The following is a 15779-nucleotide window of genomic DNA, read 5'->3' as shown; positions in this document are numbered from 1 at the left end:
CTGCACAAAAGGGGTGACGTGCGAACCGCTATCTGCGGTTATTACCCGTTGCGGATCCGGGGATCGCGATCGGGACCGGGGATCATAGCCTAAACTGAGAAAGAGATCTTGTGTTTCTCAACAGATTCTTCCCGATTTATCCACAGGAAGGATCGAAACCGGGTAAGTGTAATCGATCCTGGGGAGAGTGAAGCACGATTTCCGCCGCATATTGGAAAAATTAATGAGCTATGCTGGTTTTGGGCGGAAACGATCTAACAAAGATCCTTCAGGATCCTTGCGCTTTACTGGCCAGGCCGTATAATCCCCCACCCGGCGCGTAATGCCCGTTTTCGTCACGCGTCTCAGCTTATTTTTTGTGCGACGAGGTGCGAGAAATAAGGAAAGAGAATTGACTCCGGAGTGTACAATTATTACAATCCGGCCTCTTTAATCACCCACGCTGAGGCGTAAGTCGTTCGAAGTTCGTTCGGGTCTACGCAAAAGTCAGTGAATTTATTCAAGTTTAGGTAGAAATCGCCATGAAACGCACTTTTCAACCGTCTGTACTGAAGCGCAACCGTTCTCACGGCTTCCGTGCTCGTATGGCTACTAAAAATGGTCGTCAGGTTCTGGCACGTCGTCGTGCTAAAGGCCGCGCTCGTCTGACCGTTTCCAAGTAATAAAGCTAACCCTGCGTGGTTAAGCTCGCATTTCCCAGGGAGTTACGCTTGTTAACTCCCAGTCATTTCACTTTCGTCTTCCAGCAGCCACAACGGGCTGGCACGCCGCAAATCACCATCCTCGGCCGCCTGAATTCGCTGGGGCATCCCCGCATCGGTCTCACCGTCGCCAAGAAAAACGTGAAACGCGCACATGAACGCAATCGGATTAAACGTCTGACGCGTGAAAGTTTTCGTTTGCGTCAACATGAACTCCCGCCAATGGATTTCGTGGTGGTGGCGAAAAGAGGGGTTGCCGACCTCGATAACCGTGCTCTCTCGGAAGCGTTGGAAAAATTATGGCGCCGCCATTGTCGCCTGGCTCGCGGGTCCTGATCGGCCTGATTAGAGTTTATCAGCGCCTGATTAGTCCGCTACTCGGGCCGCATTGTCGTTTCACCCCAACCTGTTCTCAATACGGAATTGAGGCCTTACGCAGGTTTGGTGTGATAAAAGGCAGTTGGTTGACAATGAAACGCGTATTAAAATGCCACCCTTTACACCCTGGTGGTGACGATCCCGTCCCGCCTGGACCATTTGATACCAGAGAACACTAACGATGGATTCGCAACGCAATCTTCTTATCATCGCTTTGTTGTTCGTGTCTTTCATGATCTGGCAAGCCTGGGAGCAGGACAAAAATCCGCAGCCCCAGCAGCAGACCACGCAGACTACGACCACAGCAGCGGGTAGCGCCGCCGACCAGGGCGTACCGGCCAGTGGCCAGGGGAAACTGATTACGGTTAAAACCGACGTGCTTGAACTGACTATCAACACCAACGGTGGCGATATTGAGCAGGCGCTGCTTCTGGCGTATCCAAAAACGCTGAAGTCGACCGAACCGTTCCAGTTACTGGAAACCACGCCGCAGTTTGTCTACCAGGCGCAGAGCGGCTTAACCGGTCGTGATGGTCCGGATAACCCGGCGAATGGCCCGCGTCCGCTGTACAACGTCGATAAAGAGGCGTTTGTGCTGGCAGATGGCCAGGATGAAATCGTCATTCCGCTGACCTACACCGACAAAGCCGGCAACGTCTTCACCAAAACCTTCACCCTGAAACGTGGCGGCTATGCGGTGAACGTGGGTTATAGCGTGCAGAACGCCAGCGAGAAGCCTCTGGAAGTCTCGACCTTCGGTCAGTTGAAGCAGACCGCGGCGCTGCCGACCAGTCGCGATACGCAGACCGGCGGCCTGTCCACGATGCATACTTTCCGTGGCGCAGCGTTCTCGACTTCAGATACGAAATACGAAAAATATAAATTCGATACCATTCTGGACAACGAAAACCTGAACGTCAGCACCAAGAACGGTTGGGTTGCCATGCTGCAGCAGTACTTCACCACCGCGTGGGTGCCGCAGAATAATGGAACGAATAACTTCTACACCGCTAACCTCGGCAACGGCATTGTGGCTATTGGCTACAAATCGCAGCCGGTACTGGTGCAGCCAGGTCAAACCGACAAACTGCAGAGCGTGCTGTGGGTCGGCCCGGCTATTCAGGACAAAATGGCTGCCGTTGCGCCGCACCTGGATCTGACCGTCGACTATGGCTGGCTGTGGTTCATCTCCCAACCGCTGTTTAAGCTGCTGAAATTCATCCACAGCTTCCTCGGCAACTGGGGCTTCTCGATCATCGTTATCACCTTTATCGTTCGTGGCATCATGTACCCGCTGACCAAAGCGCAGTACACCTCCATGGCGAAGATGCGTATGCTGCAGCCGAAGATTCAGGCCATGCGTGAGCGTCTGGGCGACGATAAACAACGTCAAAGCCAGGAGATGATGGCGCTGTATAAAGCGGAAAAAGTGAACCCACTGGGTGGCTGCTTCCCGCTGATTATTCAGATGCCGATCTTCCTTGCGCTGTACTACATGCTGAGCGCCTCGGTTGAACTGCGTCATGCGCCGTTTATCCTGTGGATCCACGACCTGTCTGCACAAGACCCGTACTACATCCTGCCGATCATCATGGGCGCGACCATGTTCTTCATCCAGAAGATGTCGCCAACCACCGTGACCGACCCGATGCAGCAGAAGATCATGACCTTTATGCCGGTCATCTTCACGGTGTTCTTCCTGTGGTTCCCGTCTGGCCTGGTGGTGTACTACATCGTCAGCAACCTGGTGACCATTATTCAGCAGCAGCTGATTTACCGTGGTCTGGAGAAGCGTGGCCTGCATAGCCGCGAGAAGAAGAAATCCTGATACTCTTCATTCTTCAAGCCAACGCATCTGCGACTTGGATAATTTAGAGTAGTTACGGTAACGTTAATGCCAGAGAAGGCGGTCAATGGACCGCCTTTTTTACATCTACATAGAGAGTCACCATGAGCCATAACGACACTATCGTCGCCCAGGCAACCCCTCCGGGACGCGGTGGGGTGGGCATCCTGCGTATCTCCGGCCTTAAGGCGCGCGATGTCGCGCAGGCGGTACTCGGCAAGCTGCCGAAGCCGCGCTATGCCGACTACCTGCCGTTCAACGACGTTGACGGTACGCCGCTGGATCAGGGGATTGCGCTGTGGTTCCCCGGGCCGAACTCCTTTACCGGCGAAGATGTGCTTGAGCTGCAGGGCCACGGCGGCCCGGTCATTCTCGATCTGCTGCTCAAACGTATTCTGACGTTGCCCGGCGTACGCATCGCCAGGCCGGGCGAGTTTTCCGAGCGCGCGTTCCTCAACGACAAGCTCGACCTGGCGCAGGCAGAAGCCATCGCCGACCTCATCGACGCCAGTTCAGAACAGGCGGCGCGCTCGGCGTTGAACTCCTTGCAAGGGGCCTTCTCCGCGCGGGTTAACCACCTCGTGGAAGCGCTCACTCACCTGCGCATCTACGTGGAAGCGGCGATCGATTTCCCGGATGAAGAAATTGATTTCCTCTCCGACGGCAAAATTGAAGCCCAGCTGAACGGCGTGATGGCCGACCTCGACGCCGTCCGCGCGGAAGCTCGCCAGGGCAGTCTGCTGCGCGAAGGGATGAAAGTGGTGATCGCCGGGCGACCTAATGCCGGTAAATCGAGCCTGCTCAACGCCCTGGCGGGCCGCGAAGCGGCGATCGTCACCGACATTGCGGGCACCACCCGCGACGTGCTGCGCGAGCATATCCATATCGACGGCATGCCGCTGCATATCATCGATACCGCGGGCCTGCGCGACGCCAGTGACGAAGTGGAGCGTATCGGCATCGAGCGCGCCTGGCAGGAGATTGAGCAGGCGGATCGGGTGCTGTTTATGGTCGACGGCACCACCACCAGCGCCGTTGATCCGGCGGAGATCTGGCCGGACTTTATCGAGCGCCTGCCCGCTAAACTGCCGATTACCGTGGTGCGCAATAAAGCCGACGTCACTGGCGAAGCGCTGGGTCTCAGCGAAGTCAATGGCCACTCACTGATCCGCCTGTCGGCGCGAACCGGCGAAGGCGTGGAGGTGCTGCGGAACCACCTTAAGCAGAGCATGGGCTTCGATACCAGCATGGAAGGCGGCTTCCTCGCCCGCCGCCGTCACCTGCAGGCGCTGGAAGAGGCGGCGAACCATCTGCAGCAGGGCAAAGCCCAGCTGCTGGGCGCCTGGGCCGGGGAGCTGCTGGCGGAAGAGCTGCGCCTCGCGCAGCAGGCGCTGAGCGAGATCACCGGGGAGTTCACCTCCGACGACCTGCTGGGCCGCATCTTCTCCAGCTTCTGTATCGGCAAATAACGTTTAGTCCGTAAACGTTCACTCACCCGCATTAACGCCGCGTTAATGCGGGTTTTTTCTTGCCCTTTGCGGCGCAACGTTCTCTACTTTTATCTCCCCTTTTACCACGAGACTAAAGCATGACCGTTGAATATACCGTGATCGAGAAGGTGCCCTCCGCCGAAGCGTTTTGCCACCTGCGGGTGGCGGCAGGCATGTCGCCGCGCCCCCTGGAAGGCGCCAGAGCCGGGCTGCCGCATAGCTGTTACGGCGTACATATCCTCTGGCAGGAGACGCCGATCGCGATGGGACGTATCGTCGGCGACGGCGCGATTAATTTCGATATTGTCGACGTCGCCGTCGATCCGGCTCATCAGGGAAAAGGCCTTGGCCGGCTGGTGATGGAGAAGCTGATCGCCTGGCTGGACGCTAACGCCTTTGACGGGGCCTACGTTACGCTGGTGGCGGATGTGCCGGAGCTGTATGCGAAGTTCGGCTTTGAAAGCGTTCGGCCGGAAAGCGAAGGGATGGCCCGCGTCTGGCGAACCCGGAGTCGTTAACTCGCGTTTCCTGCCAGGAAAAGAGCGTTGTCCAAATGGCAACTCGTCTTGTGGCGCGTTCCTCACTATGCTGAACGCCATTCACATCGCGAGGATCCCATGACACGCTTTCTTCTCTGCAGTTTCGCCCTGGTTCTGCTCTATCCCTCTGGCATCGATATGTATCTGGTCGGCCTGCCGCGTATTGCTCAGGACCTGGGGGCCAGCGAGGCACAATTACATATTGCCTTTTCAGTCTATCTGGCCGGTATGGCTTCCGCGATGCTGTTTGCTGGTCGCATCGCCGACCGGTCAGGACGTAAGCCTGTCGCCATTGTGGGCGCGGTGATCTTTGTTGTCGCCTCCCTGCTCTGCGCCCAGGCGCACGCCAGCAGCCACTTCCTCGTCGGACGCTTTATCCAGGGGATCGGCGCCGGCAGCTGCTACGTGGTGGCTTTCGCTATCCTGCGCGATACGCTGGACGATCGCCGCCGCGCCAAGGTGCTGTCGTTGCTCAACGGCATTACCTGCATTATCCCCGTCCTGGCGCCGGTGCTTGGCCACCTGATTATGCTGAAATATCCGTGGCAGAGCCTGTTCTACACCATGACCGGCATGGGCGTCATGGTCGGTTTGCTGTCGGTCTTTATCCTGCGCGAGACGCGCCCGACGGCACCTCCCCAGACTGCGACACCGCAGCATGGCGGCAGTGAGTCGCTGCTGAACCGCTTTTTTCTCAGCCGCATTCTCATTACCACCCTCAGCGTGACGGCGATCCTGACCTACGTGAACGTCTCTCCGGTTCTGATGATGGAAGAGATGGGGTTCGACCGGGGAACTTACTCAATGGCGATGGCCCTGATGGCGATGATCAGCATGGCGGTCTCCTTCTCGACGCCGTTCGCCCTGTCGCTGTTTACCCCCCGTACCTTAATGCTGACCTCGCAGGTACTGTTCCTGGCGGCAGGCCTGGCACTGAGCCTCGCCACCCGCCAGACCCTCACCCTGATCGGGTTGGGCATGATTTGCGCCGGCTTCTCCGTCGGATTCGGCGTCGCAATGAGCCAGGCGCTGGGGCCGTTCACGCTGCGCGCGGGCGTCGCCAGTTCGGTCCTCGGCATCGCGCAGGTGTGCGGTTCATCGCTGTGGATTTGGCTCGCCGCCATCATCGGACTCAGCGCAATGAATATGCTGATCGGGATACTCATTGCCTGTAGCATAGTGAGCCTTGTTTTATTACTGGTCGTCACCCCGCCGCGGGTTGCGCAATACGATGAAGAAGCCGCTGTCGAGTCTTGATCTTAATTTACTCCTCTGCCTGCAGCTCCTGACCCAGGAGCTCAGCGTTACCCGTACGGCGAAGCGGATGAACGTTTCGCCGTCAGCGGTGAGCAAGTCGCTGGCCAAACTGCGCGCCTGGTTTGACGACCCGCTGTTTGTGAAAACCCCGCTGGGTCTGGCGCCTACGCCGCTGGTCAGCAGCATGGAGCAGGATCTGGCGGACTGGATGCAGATGGGCAACCAGATCCTCGATAAACCACACCACACCATGCCCAGCGGCCTCAAATTCGAGCTGGCGGCGGAAACGCCGCTGCTGATGATCCTGTTTAATACCCTCTCCCAGCGCATCTATCAGCGCTATCCGCAGGCATTGATTCGTTTGCGCAACTGGGACTACGACTCGCTGGACGCCATCATTCGCGGCGAGGTGGATATCGGCTTCTGCGGGCGTGAAAGCCATCCACAGTCGCGGGAGCTGCTGAGCCTGCTGCCGTGGTATATCGATTTTGAGGTACTGTTCACCGACCTGCCGCAGGTCTGGCTGCGCGCCGATCATCCAGCGCTCAGGGAAGAGTGGGATCTGGCGGCATTCTTACGCTATCCGCATATCACTATCTGCTGGGAACAACGCGATACCTGGGCGCTGGACGATGTGCTGCAGGAGCTGGGGTATAAGCGTAACGTGGCGCTGACCGTGCCAGGGTTTGAACAATCGCTTTTTATGGCCGCTCAACCGCAACACACCATGCTGGCTACCGCGCCGCGCTACTGCCAGCACTATAATCAGCAGCACCAGCTGCCGCTAGTCTCCCGGCCGCTACCGCTGGAGGCGCAGCATCTGGAAAAGCTGCGCGTTCCCTTCACCCTGCTATGGCATAAGCGCAACAGCTACAACCCGAAGCTCGTCTGGCTTAGAGATACGCTGAAAGCACTCTATTCCGGTACGCTGTAAGCCTTGTTTCGTGTCTATCGCCCCTTATTTGCGCAAGAATTTGTAAAATTCAAACAAATTCCCTTTTCAAGGGGGGATTTCGGCATTAAAACCTGTTAATACCAGGCGATAATAGCGCCCGCAATTTTATCCAGACCATTACTCACGGAGCGACGTATGGCAACGCATTTTGCAAGAGGGATACTTAGTACCGGGGAGCCGCTATCGACACGTTTGTCAGCGGCCTGTCATCAATCCGCACGCCTACTCCCTGAATACCGCCAGGCTCGCTTTCGCGCTTCGCGTTCGCTACTCGCCGAACTGCTGTTTATGCTTTACGGTATCAGCGAGCTGCCTGAAATCATCAATGAAGCCAATGGCCGACCGGTTTTTAGCGATCGTCATCTTCCTCGCTTCTCTATCTCTTATACTGGCAATATTGTTGGCGTCGCGCTGACCACCGAGGGGGATTGTGGCCTCGACATGGAACTGCAGCGCACGGTGCGTGGTCACGACGCCGACCGGCACAATTTCAGTAACAATGAAAATCTGTGGATTAACATTCAGCATGACCCGGATGAAGCGCGTAGCCAGCTGGTGGCCCTGCGGCGAAGCGTGTTGAAACTGACCGGCGAAGCATCAACGCAGCTGCTGCCGGGTTCTGGCCGCCTGCGCACCGCCGGTAGCCAGCCGATCGAAGCCGTCTGTGATGCCGAATCGCTGCTGGTGTGGTCGATTGCCGCCAGCCCAAATATCGGCTCGCTGAAGGTCTGGGAATATGATGCTAAGGGGGGCGAATGGCGCAGCCTGCCGGATGCTCAGCAGCGCGCACGCGAACCGTCGGCCCGTCTGATGCGTTTTACCAGCTTACCGATGGAAAAAACCTTATCCCTCAATTGACCGGTTTTGCCGGCATCATGATACAAAGGAGCAATCATGTCAGATTCCTTAAAAGTGGTTACGTTACTCGGCAGCCTGCGCAAAGGGTCGTTTAATGGAATGGTCGCGCGCACCCTGCCCGGCATCGCGCCAGCGGGCATGGATATCTCCGCGCTGCCGTCGATCGGTGATATCCCGCTGTACGATGCTGATATGCAGGAGGAAGAGGGGTTCCCACAGCGCGTGCAGGATATTGCGCAACAGATCCGCGAAGCGGATGGCGTGGTGATCGTCACTCCCGAGTATAACTATTCCGTGCCTGGCGGCCTGAAAAACGCCATCGACTGGCTGTCACGCCTGCCCGAGCAGCCGCTGTCCGGCAAACCGGTACTGATTCAGACCAGCTCAATGGGCGCCATCGGCGGTGCGCGCTGCCAGTATCATTTGCGCCAGATTCTGGTCTTCCTTGATGCGATGGTAATGAATAAACCGGAATTTATGGGCGGCGTCATCCAGAACAAAGTGGATCCGCAGTCGGGTGAAGTAGTCGATCAGAGCACCCTCGACCATCTGCGTGGCCAGCTGACCGCCTTTGGCGACTATATTCGGCGGGTTAAAGCATAAAAAAAGCCCGGCAGCGATGCCGGGCTTTTTCATCATGCGTGCGGATTAATGTGCATCGATAAAGACAATTTTCAGCACGAACAGCAGCGAGACGATAATCACGCACGGGCTGAGCTCGCGCAGACGGCCGGTACCGATCTTCATCACGCAGTAAGAGATAAAGCCTAAGGCGATACCTTCGGTGATTGAGAAGCTAAACGGCATCATCACCGCGGTGATAAACGCCGGTACCGCTTCCGTCAGGTCATCCCACTTCACGCGCGCGAGGCTGGAGGTCATCAGCACGCCAACGTAAATCAGCGCGCCGGCGGCGGCATAGGCCGGAACCATCCCTGCCAACGGAGACAGGAAGATAACCAGCAGGAACAGGATCCCAACGACAACGGCGGTCAGGCCGGTGCGCCCGCCCACGGAAACGCCGGAGGAGGATTCGATATAGGCCGTCACCGACGAAGTACCGATGAAGGAACCCGCCACCGACGAGACGCTGTCGACAAACAGCGCTTGCTTCATGCGCGGGAATTTACCCTGTGCATCAGCCAGACCCGCTTTATCGGTGACGCCAATCAGCGTCCCGGAGGAGTCAAACAGGTTGACCAGCATAAACGAGAAGATCACACCGGCCAGGCCCAGGTTCAGGGAGCCCGCCAGATCGACATGACCAATCACCGACGTCACGCTCGGCGGCGCGGAGACGATGCCGGTGTAGTGCACATCGCCCAGCATCCAGCCCAGCAGGGTGGTGACCACAATAGACACCAGGACCGCGGCATGAATGTTACGTGATGCCAGAATCGCGATGATAAAGAAGCCCAGAATGCCCAGCAGCACACTGTGGGAGGTCAGATGACCAATGCTGACCAGCGTTTCCGGGTTAGCGACGATAACCCCGGCATTTTTCAGACCCATCATGCCGATAAACAGGCCGATACCGCTGGTGATACCGACGCGCAGGCTCACCGGAATATTGGCGATCATCCAGTAGCGTACACGGAAAATCGTCAGCAGCAGCAGACCGACGGCGCCCCAGAAAATCGCGCCCATGCCTACCTGCCACGGCAGGCCCATCGCCTGCACCACCACGAAGGCGAAGAAGGCGTTCAGACCCATCGCCGGCGCAAGAGCCACCGGCAGGTTCGCGAACAGACCCATCAGGATACTGCCGAACGCAGCAATCAGACAGGTGGTCACAAACACGGCGCTGGTATCCATGCCCGCTACGCCAAGAATTTGTGGGTTAACAAAAACGATATACACCATCGTCAGGAACGTGGTGAAACCGGCGATCGCTTCCGTGCGCACTGTGGTGCCGTGCTCGCGCAGTTTAAATACGCGCTCCAGCAGACCCTGGCCAGAAGACTGGCTGGTTTGTTGTTGACTCATTATCGGTTTCCGAACGTAAAGGAGGGAAAATTCGAGGCTATCCTATACCAAAACAGGGCACCCGGCGCAGTTGTATGGTAATTTTTTTCATTTATTTTGCTTATACGGCAACGATTGCGTCGCGGCATTGGGCATGACGAAAACGTTAAACTTGTTAATACGGAAAGACTATGACTCAACCAGAAGCAGTATTTTTTGACTGTGACGGCACACTGGTCGACAGTGAGGTGATTTGCTCCCGCGCCTACGTTCACATGTTCCAGGAATTCGGCATTACGCTGGACCTTGCCGAGATTTTTAAGCGCTTCAAAGGGGTGAAGCTGTACGAAATTATCGACACCATCAACGTTGAGCATGGCGTTAACCTGCAAAAAGCGACGCTGGAGCCAATTTACCGTGCGGAGGTCGCTCGCCTGTTTGATAGCGAACTGGAGGTGATTGCCGGAGCCCAGGCGCTGCTGGATGCGGTAAGCGTCCCGATGTGCGTGGTCTCCAATGGTCCGGTCAGTAAAATGCAGCACTCTCTTGGCCGCACCGGCCTGCTGCACCATTTCGCTGACCGCTTGTACAGCGGCTATGATATTCAGCGCTGGAAGCCTGACCCGGCGCTGATGTTTCATGCGGCAGAGGCCATGCAGGTAAAAGCCGAAAACTGTATCCTGGTGGATGACTCCAGCGCCGGTGCTCAGTCGGGGATTGCCGCCGGCATGGAGGTGTTTTATTTCTGCGCCGATCCGCATAACCAGCCGATCGATCATCCCAAAGTGACGACCTTTACCGATCTGGCAGAGCTGCCGGCATTGTGGCAAGCGCGCGGCTGGGATATCACGCGTTAAGGGCCTGGTGAGCGGCACGTTGGCATCGATGTAGCCCCGCTAAGCGTCTGTGCAAGCGGGGAATAGAATCAGCGACTGGTTATGGCTGCAATTCAGTGACTGCCGCTTTATCGGCAATAATCACCAGTGAAGGGTGTAATTTGAGCACCGACGCCGGCACCTGCTCGCTGACCGGGCCTTCAACCACCTGCTTAAGGGCTTGCGCCTTCGCCGCGCCGCTCACGATCAACAGCAGATTTTTTGCCGCCATCACGCTTCTCGGCCCCATGGTGACATAGCTATCGGGCACGACGGAAAAATCCCCGCCCATCTCGCCGTTAGCGACAATACCAATCATTTCCCCATGAATCGGCACTTCGACCGTCTGATCATGAAAGCGGGTGGTATTCGGCAGGTTGCCGCAAAAATGGCCGTCAGCCCCCAGCCCCAGCACCATCAGATCAAGGCCGCCAGCCTCTTCCAGCTGGCGATCGTGCTGAGCGGCGTTGTCCAGCGTCAGCTTGTGAATGTTCTCTTCTTTGATCTGCGCCGGGGTAAAAAACAGCTGGCGCAGATTAGATATCGTGACGCCTTCTCGCGACTGGCCGCGAAAGGGGATCTCATCGAAGTTGTAATAGTGCACCCGATCATAGAATGCTTTGCCTTTCACGGCGGCGGTTAGATGCTCATACATCCGCTTTGGCGTGCTGCCGGCCGTCACGGCGAGATTCACCCGCCGCGGTGCCGTGATATAGCCCAGAACATGATGGCTGGCGACCAGGCTCATCTCTTCATAATCTTCGGTCACAATCATTTTCATCTTGTCGTCCTTCACAAGCACAAAACGGGGGCTGAAGGCCCCCTAACGGTTATTTAAACAGTTTCTGCACAAACTCGGCGTAGGCCGGGCGCCAGACGTCCATTTCATGGTTCAGGCCAGGATACGAGTGATAGTCGAAGTTGATCTTCTGTTTTTCCAGCTCGCGTTTCAGACCCGCGATATCGTTGCCGGTAACGGAATCTTTTTCCCCGACGACCACGGTAAAGTTGCGCAGCTGCTTATTGATCGCGTCAGGCTGCTTCAGCTGCGCTTCCACGCCGGCATTCGGCACTGTCGTGGTCGTAACGCCGCTAAAGGTGGCGAGCCAGCCAAAGCTATCCAGATGGTTCATTCCGGAAACCAGAGCCTGATAACCGCCCTGTGACAGGCCAGCCAGCGCCCGGCCGTCGGCATCTTTACGCACGTTAAACCGGGTATCGATCAGCGGAATGATATCCTGCATCAACTCGTTATCCGCCGCCTGCGCATTGAGCGGATAGAAGTTTTTGCGCCGCTCCTGCGGCGGAAAGTTTTCCGCTATCGCTTCCGGGGTATCGGTTTCGGTATCCGGGACCACCACCAGCATCGGCTTGATTTTGCCCTCCGCCAGCAGGTTATCCATGATCTGCGGGATACGCCCCTGATCGATGGCCGACAGACCGCTGTCGCCAAAGCCATGATAGAAATAGAGCACCGGCAGCGGATCGCCGGTTCCGCTATAGCCCGGCGGCGTCCAGACATAGAGACGACGTTCGGCGTTCAGTGCCTTCGAGTGATAGGTGAGGGTGCGCAGATCGCCATGCGCGACCGCCCGATCGTCGAGAATACTACCAGGTACCAGAATCAAACTGGTATTCACCTGGCGCTGCGGCTTCTGATAGCGGCTGCCGGTATCCACCGAGCGGAAGCCATCCACATCGAAATAGTATTCATAGAGATTGGGTTTCATCGGCTCACTTTTCCATGTCCACACCCCCTGAGCCTCTTTGGTCATGTCGTGTGAGACAAAGGAGTCCGGCGTGGCGCCGGTCACTACCGACACCCGCCGGGCATCAGGAGCAAACAGGCGATAAGTGATACTCTTATCCGCGTTAACCTGGGTAATAAAGTGGCTCACCGGCAGGGTGGGATCCGGCATCGCGGGTAATGGCGCCGCCTGGAGGGTAAATGCCGCGCCCGCCAGCGCCAGTGCGAAATACATTGCATGTCGTTTCATCGTTAGTCCTCTTCCGTTGTGTCCGTTCTGTTATCGTCTTACCACCAGATTTCCGCCTGCGCCCCCACGGCAAACTGATCGTTTTTACCGTCTTCAAAAATGCTGGTGGTATTATTCGCTGCCTTATCCAGGTCGATATCCTTCGCTTTAATATAGGTGGCATAGAAGCGAATTTCCGGGCGCGAGGTCAGCATACTGGTATTGACTTTGAAGGTATGGAACAGCGTGGTCTTGTAGCCGGACTCGTTATATTTCTTGCCGGTAACATCTTTGTTTTGCTGTTTGAAGTATCCTAGCTCAACGCCGGTCTGGTTATATTTATCCCAGATATAAGCCGGTCGCAGGACCGTGCGAATGGATTCAAAATCGGAGTGGGCCCCGGTTTCGTAGCTATAGACATCGTTACCAAAGGAGTAGACGATGGCATTCGCCATAATAACGTCATCGCGTAAATAGGTTTCCCCCTGCGAGGTTAAGCGCACGGCGGTGCCATTGGTATGATCGCCATAATAGCGGCCGTTAAAGGTGGTATAGGGGCTGGATCCGGCATAGCGCGAGAAGCTGCTGGCAATAGAATTATTCGCCAGTAAGAAAGAGAATTCATTAAAGCCGCCGTTTGCCCATTTCTGTGTTAACGAAGTGCCTGCCATCCAGGTATCTTTCCACGGATAATAACCTTCATTGCCCTCTTTATATTTCTCTGAGGAACTTTGATTCGCGGCGACATAGCGTCCGCTGACCATCAGGCTGGCTTTATCCCACAGCGGAATCTCTTTGTAGCGAACGTCCAGAGTATTGGTGTTAATTTGCTGCTTATTGCTCAAAGAACGATCGTAATCATCGACATCTTCGCGGACCAATGCGATATCGAATTTCCCGGCGCCCACCTGCCAGTTTTCCAGCCCCACGCCGGCCGCCGCATCGGTTCTCTGCGTTTTCCAGTCCAGCATCTGGATTTCGATTTTTGGCGCCCCGTGTTTGCCGACCCAGAAATCGGCTTCCGGGGCAAACGGCAGGAACCCTTTGGTGTTAACGTACATATCCGAGAACTGGATGTAGTTTTCGCCGCCGGCATTGTCACCAAACCAGCCTGAGGAGTACTGCTGGCCGACGTTCCCGTCGAGCATCACGATGGCATCAACGCGTTTATCACCTTCCTGAAACACCCGCTGCTTCAGCTGCAGATCGAACCAGCCGGAATATTCATTGCCCAGGCGGCCAAGCGAACCGATCGCCCACGATTTTGGCGAGCCGTGCGAGGCGGTGCCCCAGCCGGAACGGAAGTAGCCGTTATAGCTGAAGCCAATTTCATCTTTCACGAACGTGCTAAAATCTTTCAGCGTCATCGCGCTGTAGGCTGGCGCGCCATCCGTGGCAGGTTGTTGATTTTTAACCAGCACCGCATCCGGTTTAACCGCCGTTTTCGGACCGGCGGCCGCCACCCCGGTCTTGCGCTTCTGACCTTCCGCAGGCGGAGACCATGAGGCCCAAATCTGGTCTCTTTTTCTCTCCTGGTCCTGATATTTTTTGAGCTCTTTTTGCGTGTCTTTGAGCGCTTTCTCCAGCAGCTCAAGTCGTTGCTCCACCGTCAACGGGCTTGCTATCAGAGTGGTGGAATAACAAAGAGGCGCCAGCAAGACTATCGCCGAAGCGATCCTGTTTTTTCTCATCATAATATTCCTTTATATAAGCATTGGCGTAAATAAAACACGACAGCAACAACCATCCCGCGCAGGTTCTAATAGCCCTATCCATACCGTTTGAGGTCGCGGCGGCTGTTATTTTTGCAGTTAGACAAAAGCAAAAAAAACCTGAAGAAGACCATCTGCCTTAACAGATAATCCTCTTCAGGTTTTGCCCGCACATCGCGGTAGCAACCCTCATTCAGCCATTATTGGCCCGCATAAAACAAAAAAACCTGATACCGCCGCCGTAGGGGCAATATCAGGTTTTGCCTGCTGTCGCAGTGACAATCCGTTTAAACCACCCTGAGCGTTTAAGCTCAGGAGTGGGCGTTGATTGTTACGCGATAAAATGAATAACTCAAACGGGCAGATTGTTAATTGTGACGATAATCTCAGCAATCTCGCTGCCGCGGGGTAAATCATATCTAATTCTGATAAAGCCATTTACCAGAATTAGACAGAATGATTATTACTCTTTCGGATCTTTGCCGGCGAGCAGTTTATCCAGCTCATCGCCGCCAACGTGACGGAAATCCTGACCTTTGACGAAGTAGAAAATATATTCGCAGATATTCTGGCAGCGGTCGCCAATACGCTCGATGGAGCGCGCGCAGAACAGCGCGGTCAGGACGCTGGGGATAGTGCGCGAGTCTTCCATCATGTAGGTCATCAGCTGGCGCACAATGCCTTCATACTCCTGGTCGACTTTCTTATCTTCGCGATAGATACGTACCGCTTCGTCGAGATCCATACGCGCAAACGCATCCAGTACGTCATGCAGCATCTGCACCGTGTGACGGCCCAGCGATTCGAGGCTCACCAGCAGCGGCTGGTGCTGCTGGGAAAACTTCTCCAGCGCGGTGCGGCAGATTTTATCCGCCACGTCGCCGATGCGTTCCAGCTCAGCGATAGTCTTGATGATCGCCATCACCAGACGCAGGTCGCTGGCGGTCGGCTGGCGCTTGGCGATGATGCGCACGCAGGCCTCGTCGATCGCCACTTCCATCATGTTGACCTGCTTGTCGCCGTCGATGACGCGTTTCGCCAGATCGCTGTCCTGGTTATGCATGGCGGTGATCGCATCAGAAAGCTGTTGCTCCACCAGCCCACCCATGGTCATCACCTGGGTGCGGATATACTCCAGTTCAGCGTTGAACTGGCCGGAAATATGTTTGTTAAGATTTAGGTTGTCCATGGTGTCTCCTGATTGCCCAACTGGTGAGAGCCTGAAAG

16 protein-coding genes are annotated in these 15779 nt (G+C 56.1%); 11 read left to right on the top strand and 5 right to left on the bottom strand.

The features are described from left to right. The first annotated feature begins 521 nt into the window (after window positions 1–521). From rpmH to AC3EMD_RS27395, 10 genes are all read left to right on the top strand, one after another. Window positions 522–662 carry a 50S ribosomal protein L34 gene (gene rpmH, locus AC3EMD_RS27440; protein ID WP_000831330.1) on the top strand — a complete coding sequence of 47 codons (141 nt, stop codon included), beginning with the start codon at window positions 522–524 and terminating at the stop codon, window positions 660–662. Between the two features lie 15 nt (window positions 663–677). Continuing rightward, the gene (gene rnpA, locus AC3EMD_RS27435; RefSeq protein ID WP_004151535.1) at window positions 678–1037 is read left to right on the top strand and encodes a ribonuclease P protein component; all 360 of its coding nucleotides are present in this window, start codon (window positions 678–680) and stop codon (window positions 1035–1037) included. Continuing rightward, window positions 1001–1258 (top strand): membrane protein insertion efficiency factor YidD, encoded by a 258-nt coding sequence (yidD, locus tag AC3EMD_RS27430; protein WP_004151536.1) that lies wholly within the window; start codon window positions 1001–1003, stop codon window positions 1256–1258. The genes rnpA and yidD overlap by 37 nt, the downstream gene beginning before the upstream one ends. Before the next feature lie 2 nt (window positions 1259–1260). Further along, window positions 1261–2907 carry a membrane protein insertase YidC gene (gene yidC / locus AC3EMD_RS27425; RefSeq protein ID WP_012967005.1) on the top strand — a complete coding sequence of 549 codons (1647 nt, stop codon included), beginning with the start codon at window positions 1261–1263 and terminating at the stop codon, window positions 2905–2907. A 122-nt stretch (window positions 2908–3029) separates the two neighbouring features. Continuing rightward, window positions 3030–4394 carry a tRNA uridine-5-carboxymethylaminomethyl(34) synthesis GTPase MnmE gene (gene mnmE, locus AC3EMD_RS27420; protein ID WP_008806740.1) on the top strand — a complete coding sequence of 455 codons (1365 nt, stop codon included), beginning with the start codon at window positions 3030–3032 and terminating at the stop codon, window positions 4392–4394. Between the two features lie 119 nt (window positions 4395–4513). Then, window positions 4514–4933 carry a GNAT family N-acetyltransferase gene (locus AC3EMD_RS27415; RefSeq protein ID WP_012969248.1) on the top strand — a complete coding sequence of 140 codons (420 nt, stop codon included), beginning with the start codon at window positions 4514–4516 and terminating at the stop codon, window positions 4931–4933. Window positions 4934–5032: 99 nt separating this feature from the next. Then, window positions 5033–6211, top strand: coding sequence for an MFS transporter (locus tag AC3EMD_RS27410; protein WP_016162022.1), 1179 nt, complete (start codon window positions 5033–5035; stop codon window positions 6209–6211). Continuing rightward, complete coding sequence (gene yidZ, locus AC3EMD_RS27405) at window positions 6186–7145, top strand: HTH-type transcriptional regulator YidZ (RefSeq protein ID WP_004151541.1); 960 nt, start codon at window positions 6186–6188, stop codon at window positions 7143–7145. The genes AC3EMD_RS27410 and yidZ overlap by 26 nt, the downstream gene beginning before the upstream one ends. A 309-nt stretch (window positions 7146–7454) precedes the next feature. After that, the gene (locus AC3EMD_RS27400; protein ID WP_162493349.1) at window positions 7455–8024 is read left to right on the top strand and encodes a 4'-phosphopantetheinyl transferase family protein; all 570 of its coding nucleotides are present in this window, start codon (window positions 7455–7457) and stop codon (window positions 8022–8024) included. Between the two features lie 36 nt (window positions 8025–8060). After that, on the top strand, window positions 8061–8627 hold the full coding sequence (locus AC3EMD_RS27395) for an NADPH-dependent FMN reductase (RefSeq protein WP_302073868.1): 567 nt from the start codon (window positions 8061–8063) through the stop codon (window positions 8625–8627). Between the two features lie 45 nt (window positions 8628–8672). Here AC3EMD_RS27395 and AC3EMD_RS27390 read toward each other — a convergent pair whose 3' ends face one another. After that, window positions 8673–10010: an NCS2 family permease gene (locus tag AC3EMD_RS27390; protein WP_008806735.1), complete on the bottom strand. Its 1338-nt coding sequence runs from the start codon at window positions 10008–10010 to the stop codon at window positions 8673–8675. A 170-nt stretch (window positions 10011–10180) separates the two neighbouring features. Here AC3EMD_RS27390 and yieH point away from each other — a divergent pair, with 170 nt between their 5' ends. After that, window positions 10181–10846, top strand: a complete 666-nt coding sequence (gene yieH, locus AC3EMD_RS27385; protein WP_012543308.1) for a 6-phosphogluconate phosphatase — start codon at window positions 10181–10183, stop codon at window positions 10844–10846. Window positions 10847–10925: 79 nt separating this feature from the next. Here yieH and AC3EMD_RS27380 read toward each other — a convergent pair whose 3' ends face one another. The 4 genes from AC3EMD_RS27380 to phoU form a co-directional block, all read right to left on the bottom strand. Continuing rightward, window positions 10926–11645: a glucosamine-6-phosphate deaminase gene (locus AC3EMD_RS27380; RefSeq protein WP_008806733.1), complete on the bottom strand. Its 720-nt coding sequence runs from the start codon at window positions 11643–11645 to the stop codon at window positions 10926–10928. A gap of 49 nt (window positions 11646–11694) precedes the next feature. Next, the gene (locus AC3EMD_RS27375) at window positions 11695–12861 is read right to left on the bottom strand and encodes an alpha/beta hydrolase-fold protein (RefSeq protein ID WP_012969244.1); all 1167 of its coding nucleotides are present in this window, start codon (window positions 12859–12861) and stop codon (window positions 11695–11697) included. Between the two features lie 38 nt (window positions 12862–12899). After that, window positions 12900–14534: a carbohydrate porin gene (locus tag AC3EMD_RS27370; protein WP_008806731.1), complete on the bottom strand. Its 1635-nt coding sequence runs from the start codon at window positions 14532–14534 to the stop codon at window positions 12900–12902. Window positions 14535–15015: 481 nt separating this feature from the next. Next, window positions 15016–15741, bottom strand: coding sequence for a phosphate signaling complex protein PhoU (gene phoU / locus AC3EMD_RS27365; protein ID WP_004145007.1), 726 nt, complete (start codon window positions 15739–15741; stop codon window positions 15016–15018). Window positions 15742–15779: the final 38 nt, after the last annotated feature.

The organism is Klebsiella sp. PK18, assembly GCF_057784655.1.
Note: the sequence above shows the minus strand (reverse complement) of the source record. Positions and strands in the feature narration are given on the sequence as shown.

What these genes read in the sequence shown, in the direction of transcription:
- AC3EMD_RS27375 (WP_012969244.1), bottom strand. Translation starts at nt 12,861, where the DNA reads ATGAAACGACATGCAATGTATTTCGCACTGGCGCTGGCGGGCGCGGCA.
- AC3EMD_RS27390 (WP_008806735.1), bottom strand. Translation starts at nt 10,010, where the DNA reads ATGAGTCAACAACAAACCAGCCAGTCTTCTGGCCAGGGTCTGCTGGAG.
- AC3EMD_RS27415 (WP_012969248.1), top strand. Translation starts at nt 4,514, where the DNA reads ATGACCGTTGAATATACCGTGATCGAGAAGGTGCCCTCCGCCGAAGCG.
- AC3EMD_RS27380 (WP_008806733.1), bottom strand. Translation starts at nt 11,645, where the DNA reads ATGAAAATGATTGTGACCGAAGATTATGAAGAGATGAGCCTGGTCGCC.
- AC3EMD_RS27370 (WP_008806731.1), bottom strand. Translation starts at nt 14,534, where the DNA reads ATGATGAGAAAAAACAGGATCGCTTCGGCGATAGTCTTGCTGGCGCCT.
- AC3EMD_RS27400 (WP_162493349.1), top strand. Translation starts at nt 7,455, where the DNA reads ATGCTTTACGGTATCAGCGAGCTGCCTGAAATCATCAATGAAGCCAAT.
- rpmH (WP_000831330.1), top strand. Translation starts at nt 522, where the DNA reads ATGAAACGCACTTTTCAACCGTCTGTACTGAAGCGCAACCGTTCTCAC.
- phoU (WP_004145007.1), bottom strand. Translation starts at nt 15,741, where the DNA reads ATGGACAACCTAAATCTTAACAAACATATTTCCGGCCAGTTCAACGCT.
- yidD (WP_004151536.1), top strand. Translation starts at nt 1,001, where the DNA reads ATGGCGCCGCCATTGTCGCCTGGCTCGCGGGTCCTGATCGGCCTGATT.
- yidZ (WP_004151541.1), top strand. Translation starts at nt 6,186, where the DNA reads ATGAAGAAGCCGCTGTCGAGTCTTGATCTTAATTTACTCCTCTGCCTG.
- yidC (WP_012967005.1), top strand. Translation starts at nt 1,261, where the DNA reads ATGGATTCGCAACGCAATCTTCTTATCATCGCTTTGTTGTTCGTGTCT.
- mnmE (WP_008806740.1), top strand. Translation starts at nt 3,030, where the DNA reads ATGAGCCATAACGACACTATCGTCGCCCAGGCAACCCCTCCGGGACGC.
- AC3EMD_RS27410 (WP_016162022.1), top strand. Translation starts at nt 5,033, where the DNA reads ATGACACGCTTTCTTCTCTGCAGTTTCGCCCTGGTTCTGCTCTATCCC.
- yieH (WP_012543308.1), top strand. Translation starts at nt 10,181, where the DNA reads ATGACTCAACCAGAAGCAGTATTTTTTGACTGTGACGGCACACTGGTC.
- AC3EMD_RS27395 (WP_302073868.1), top strand. Translation starts at nt 8,061, where the DNA reads ATGTCAGATTCCTTAAAAGTGGTTACGTTACTCGGCAGCCTGCGCAAA.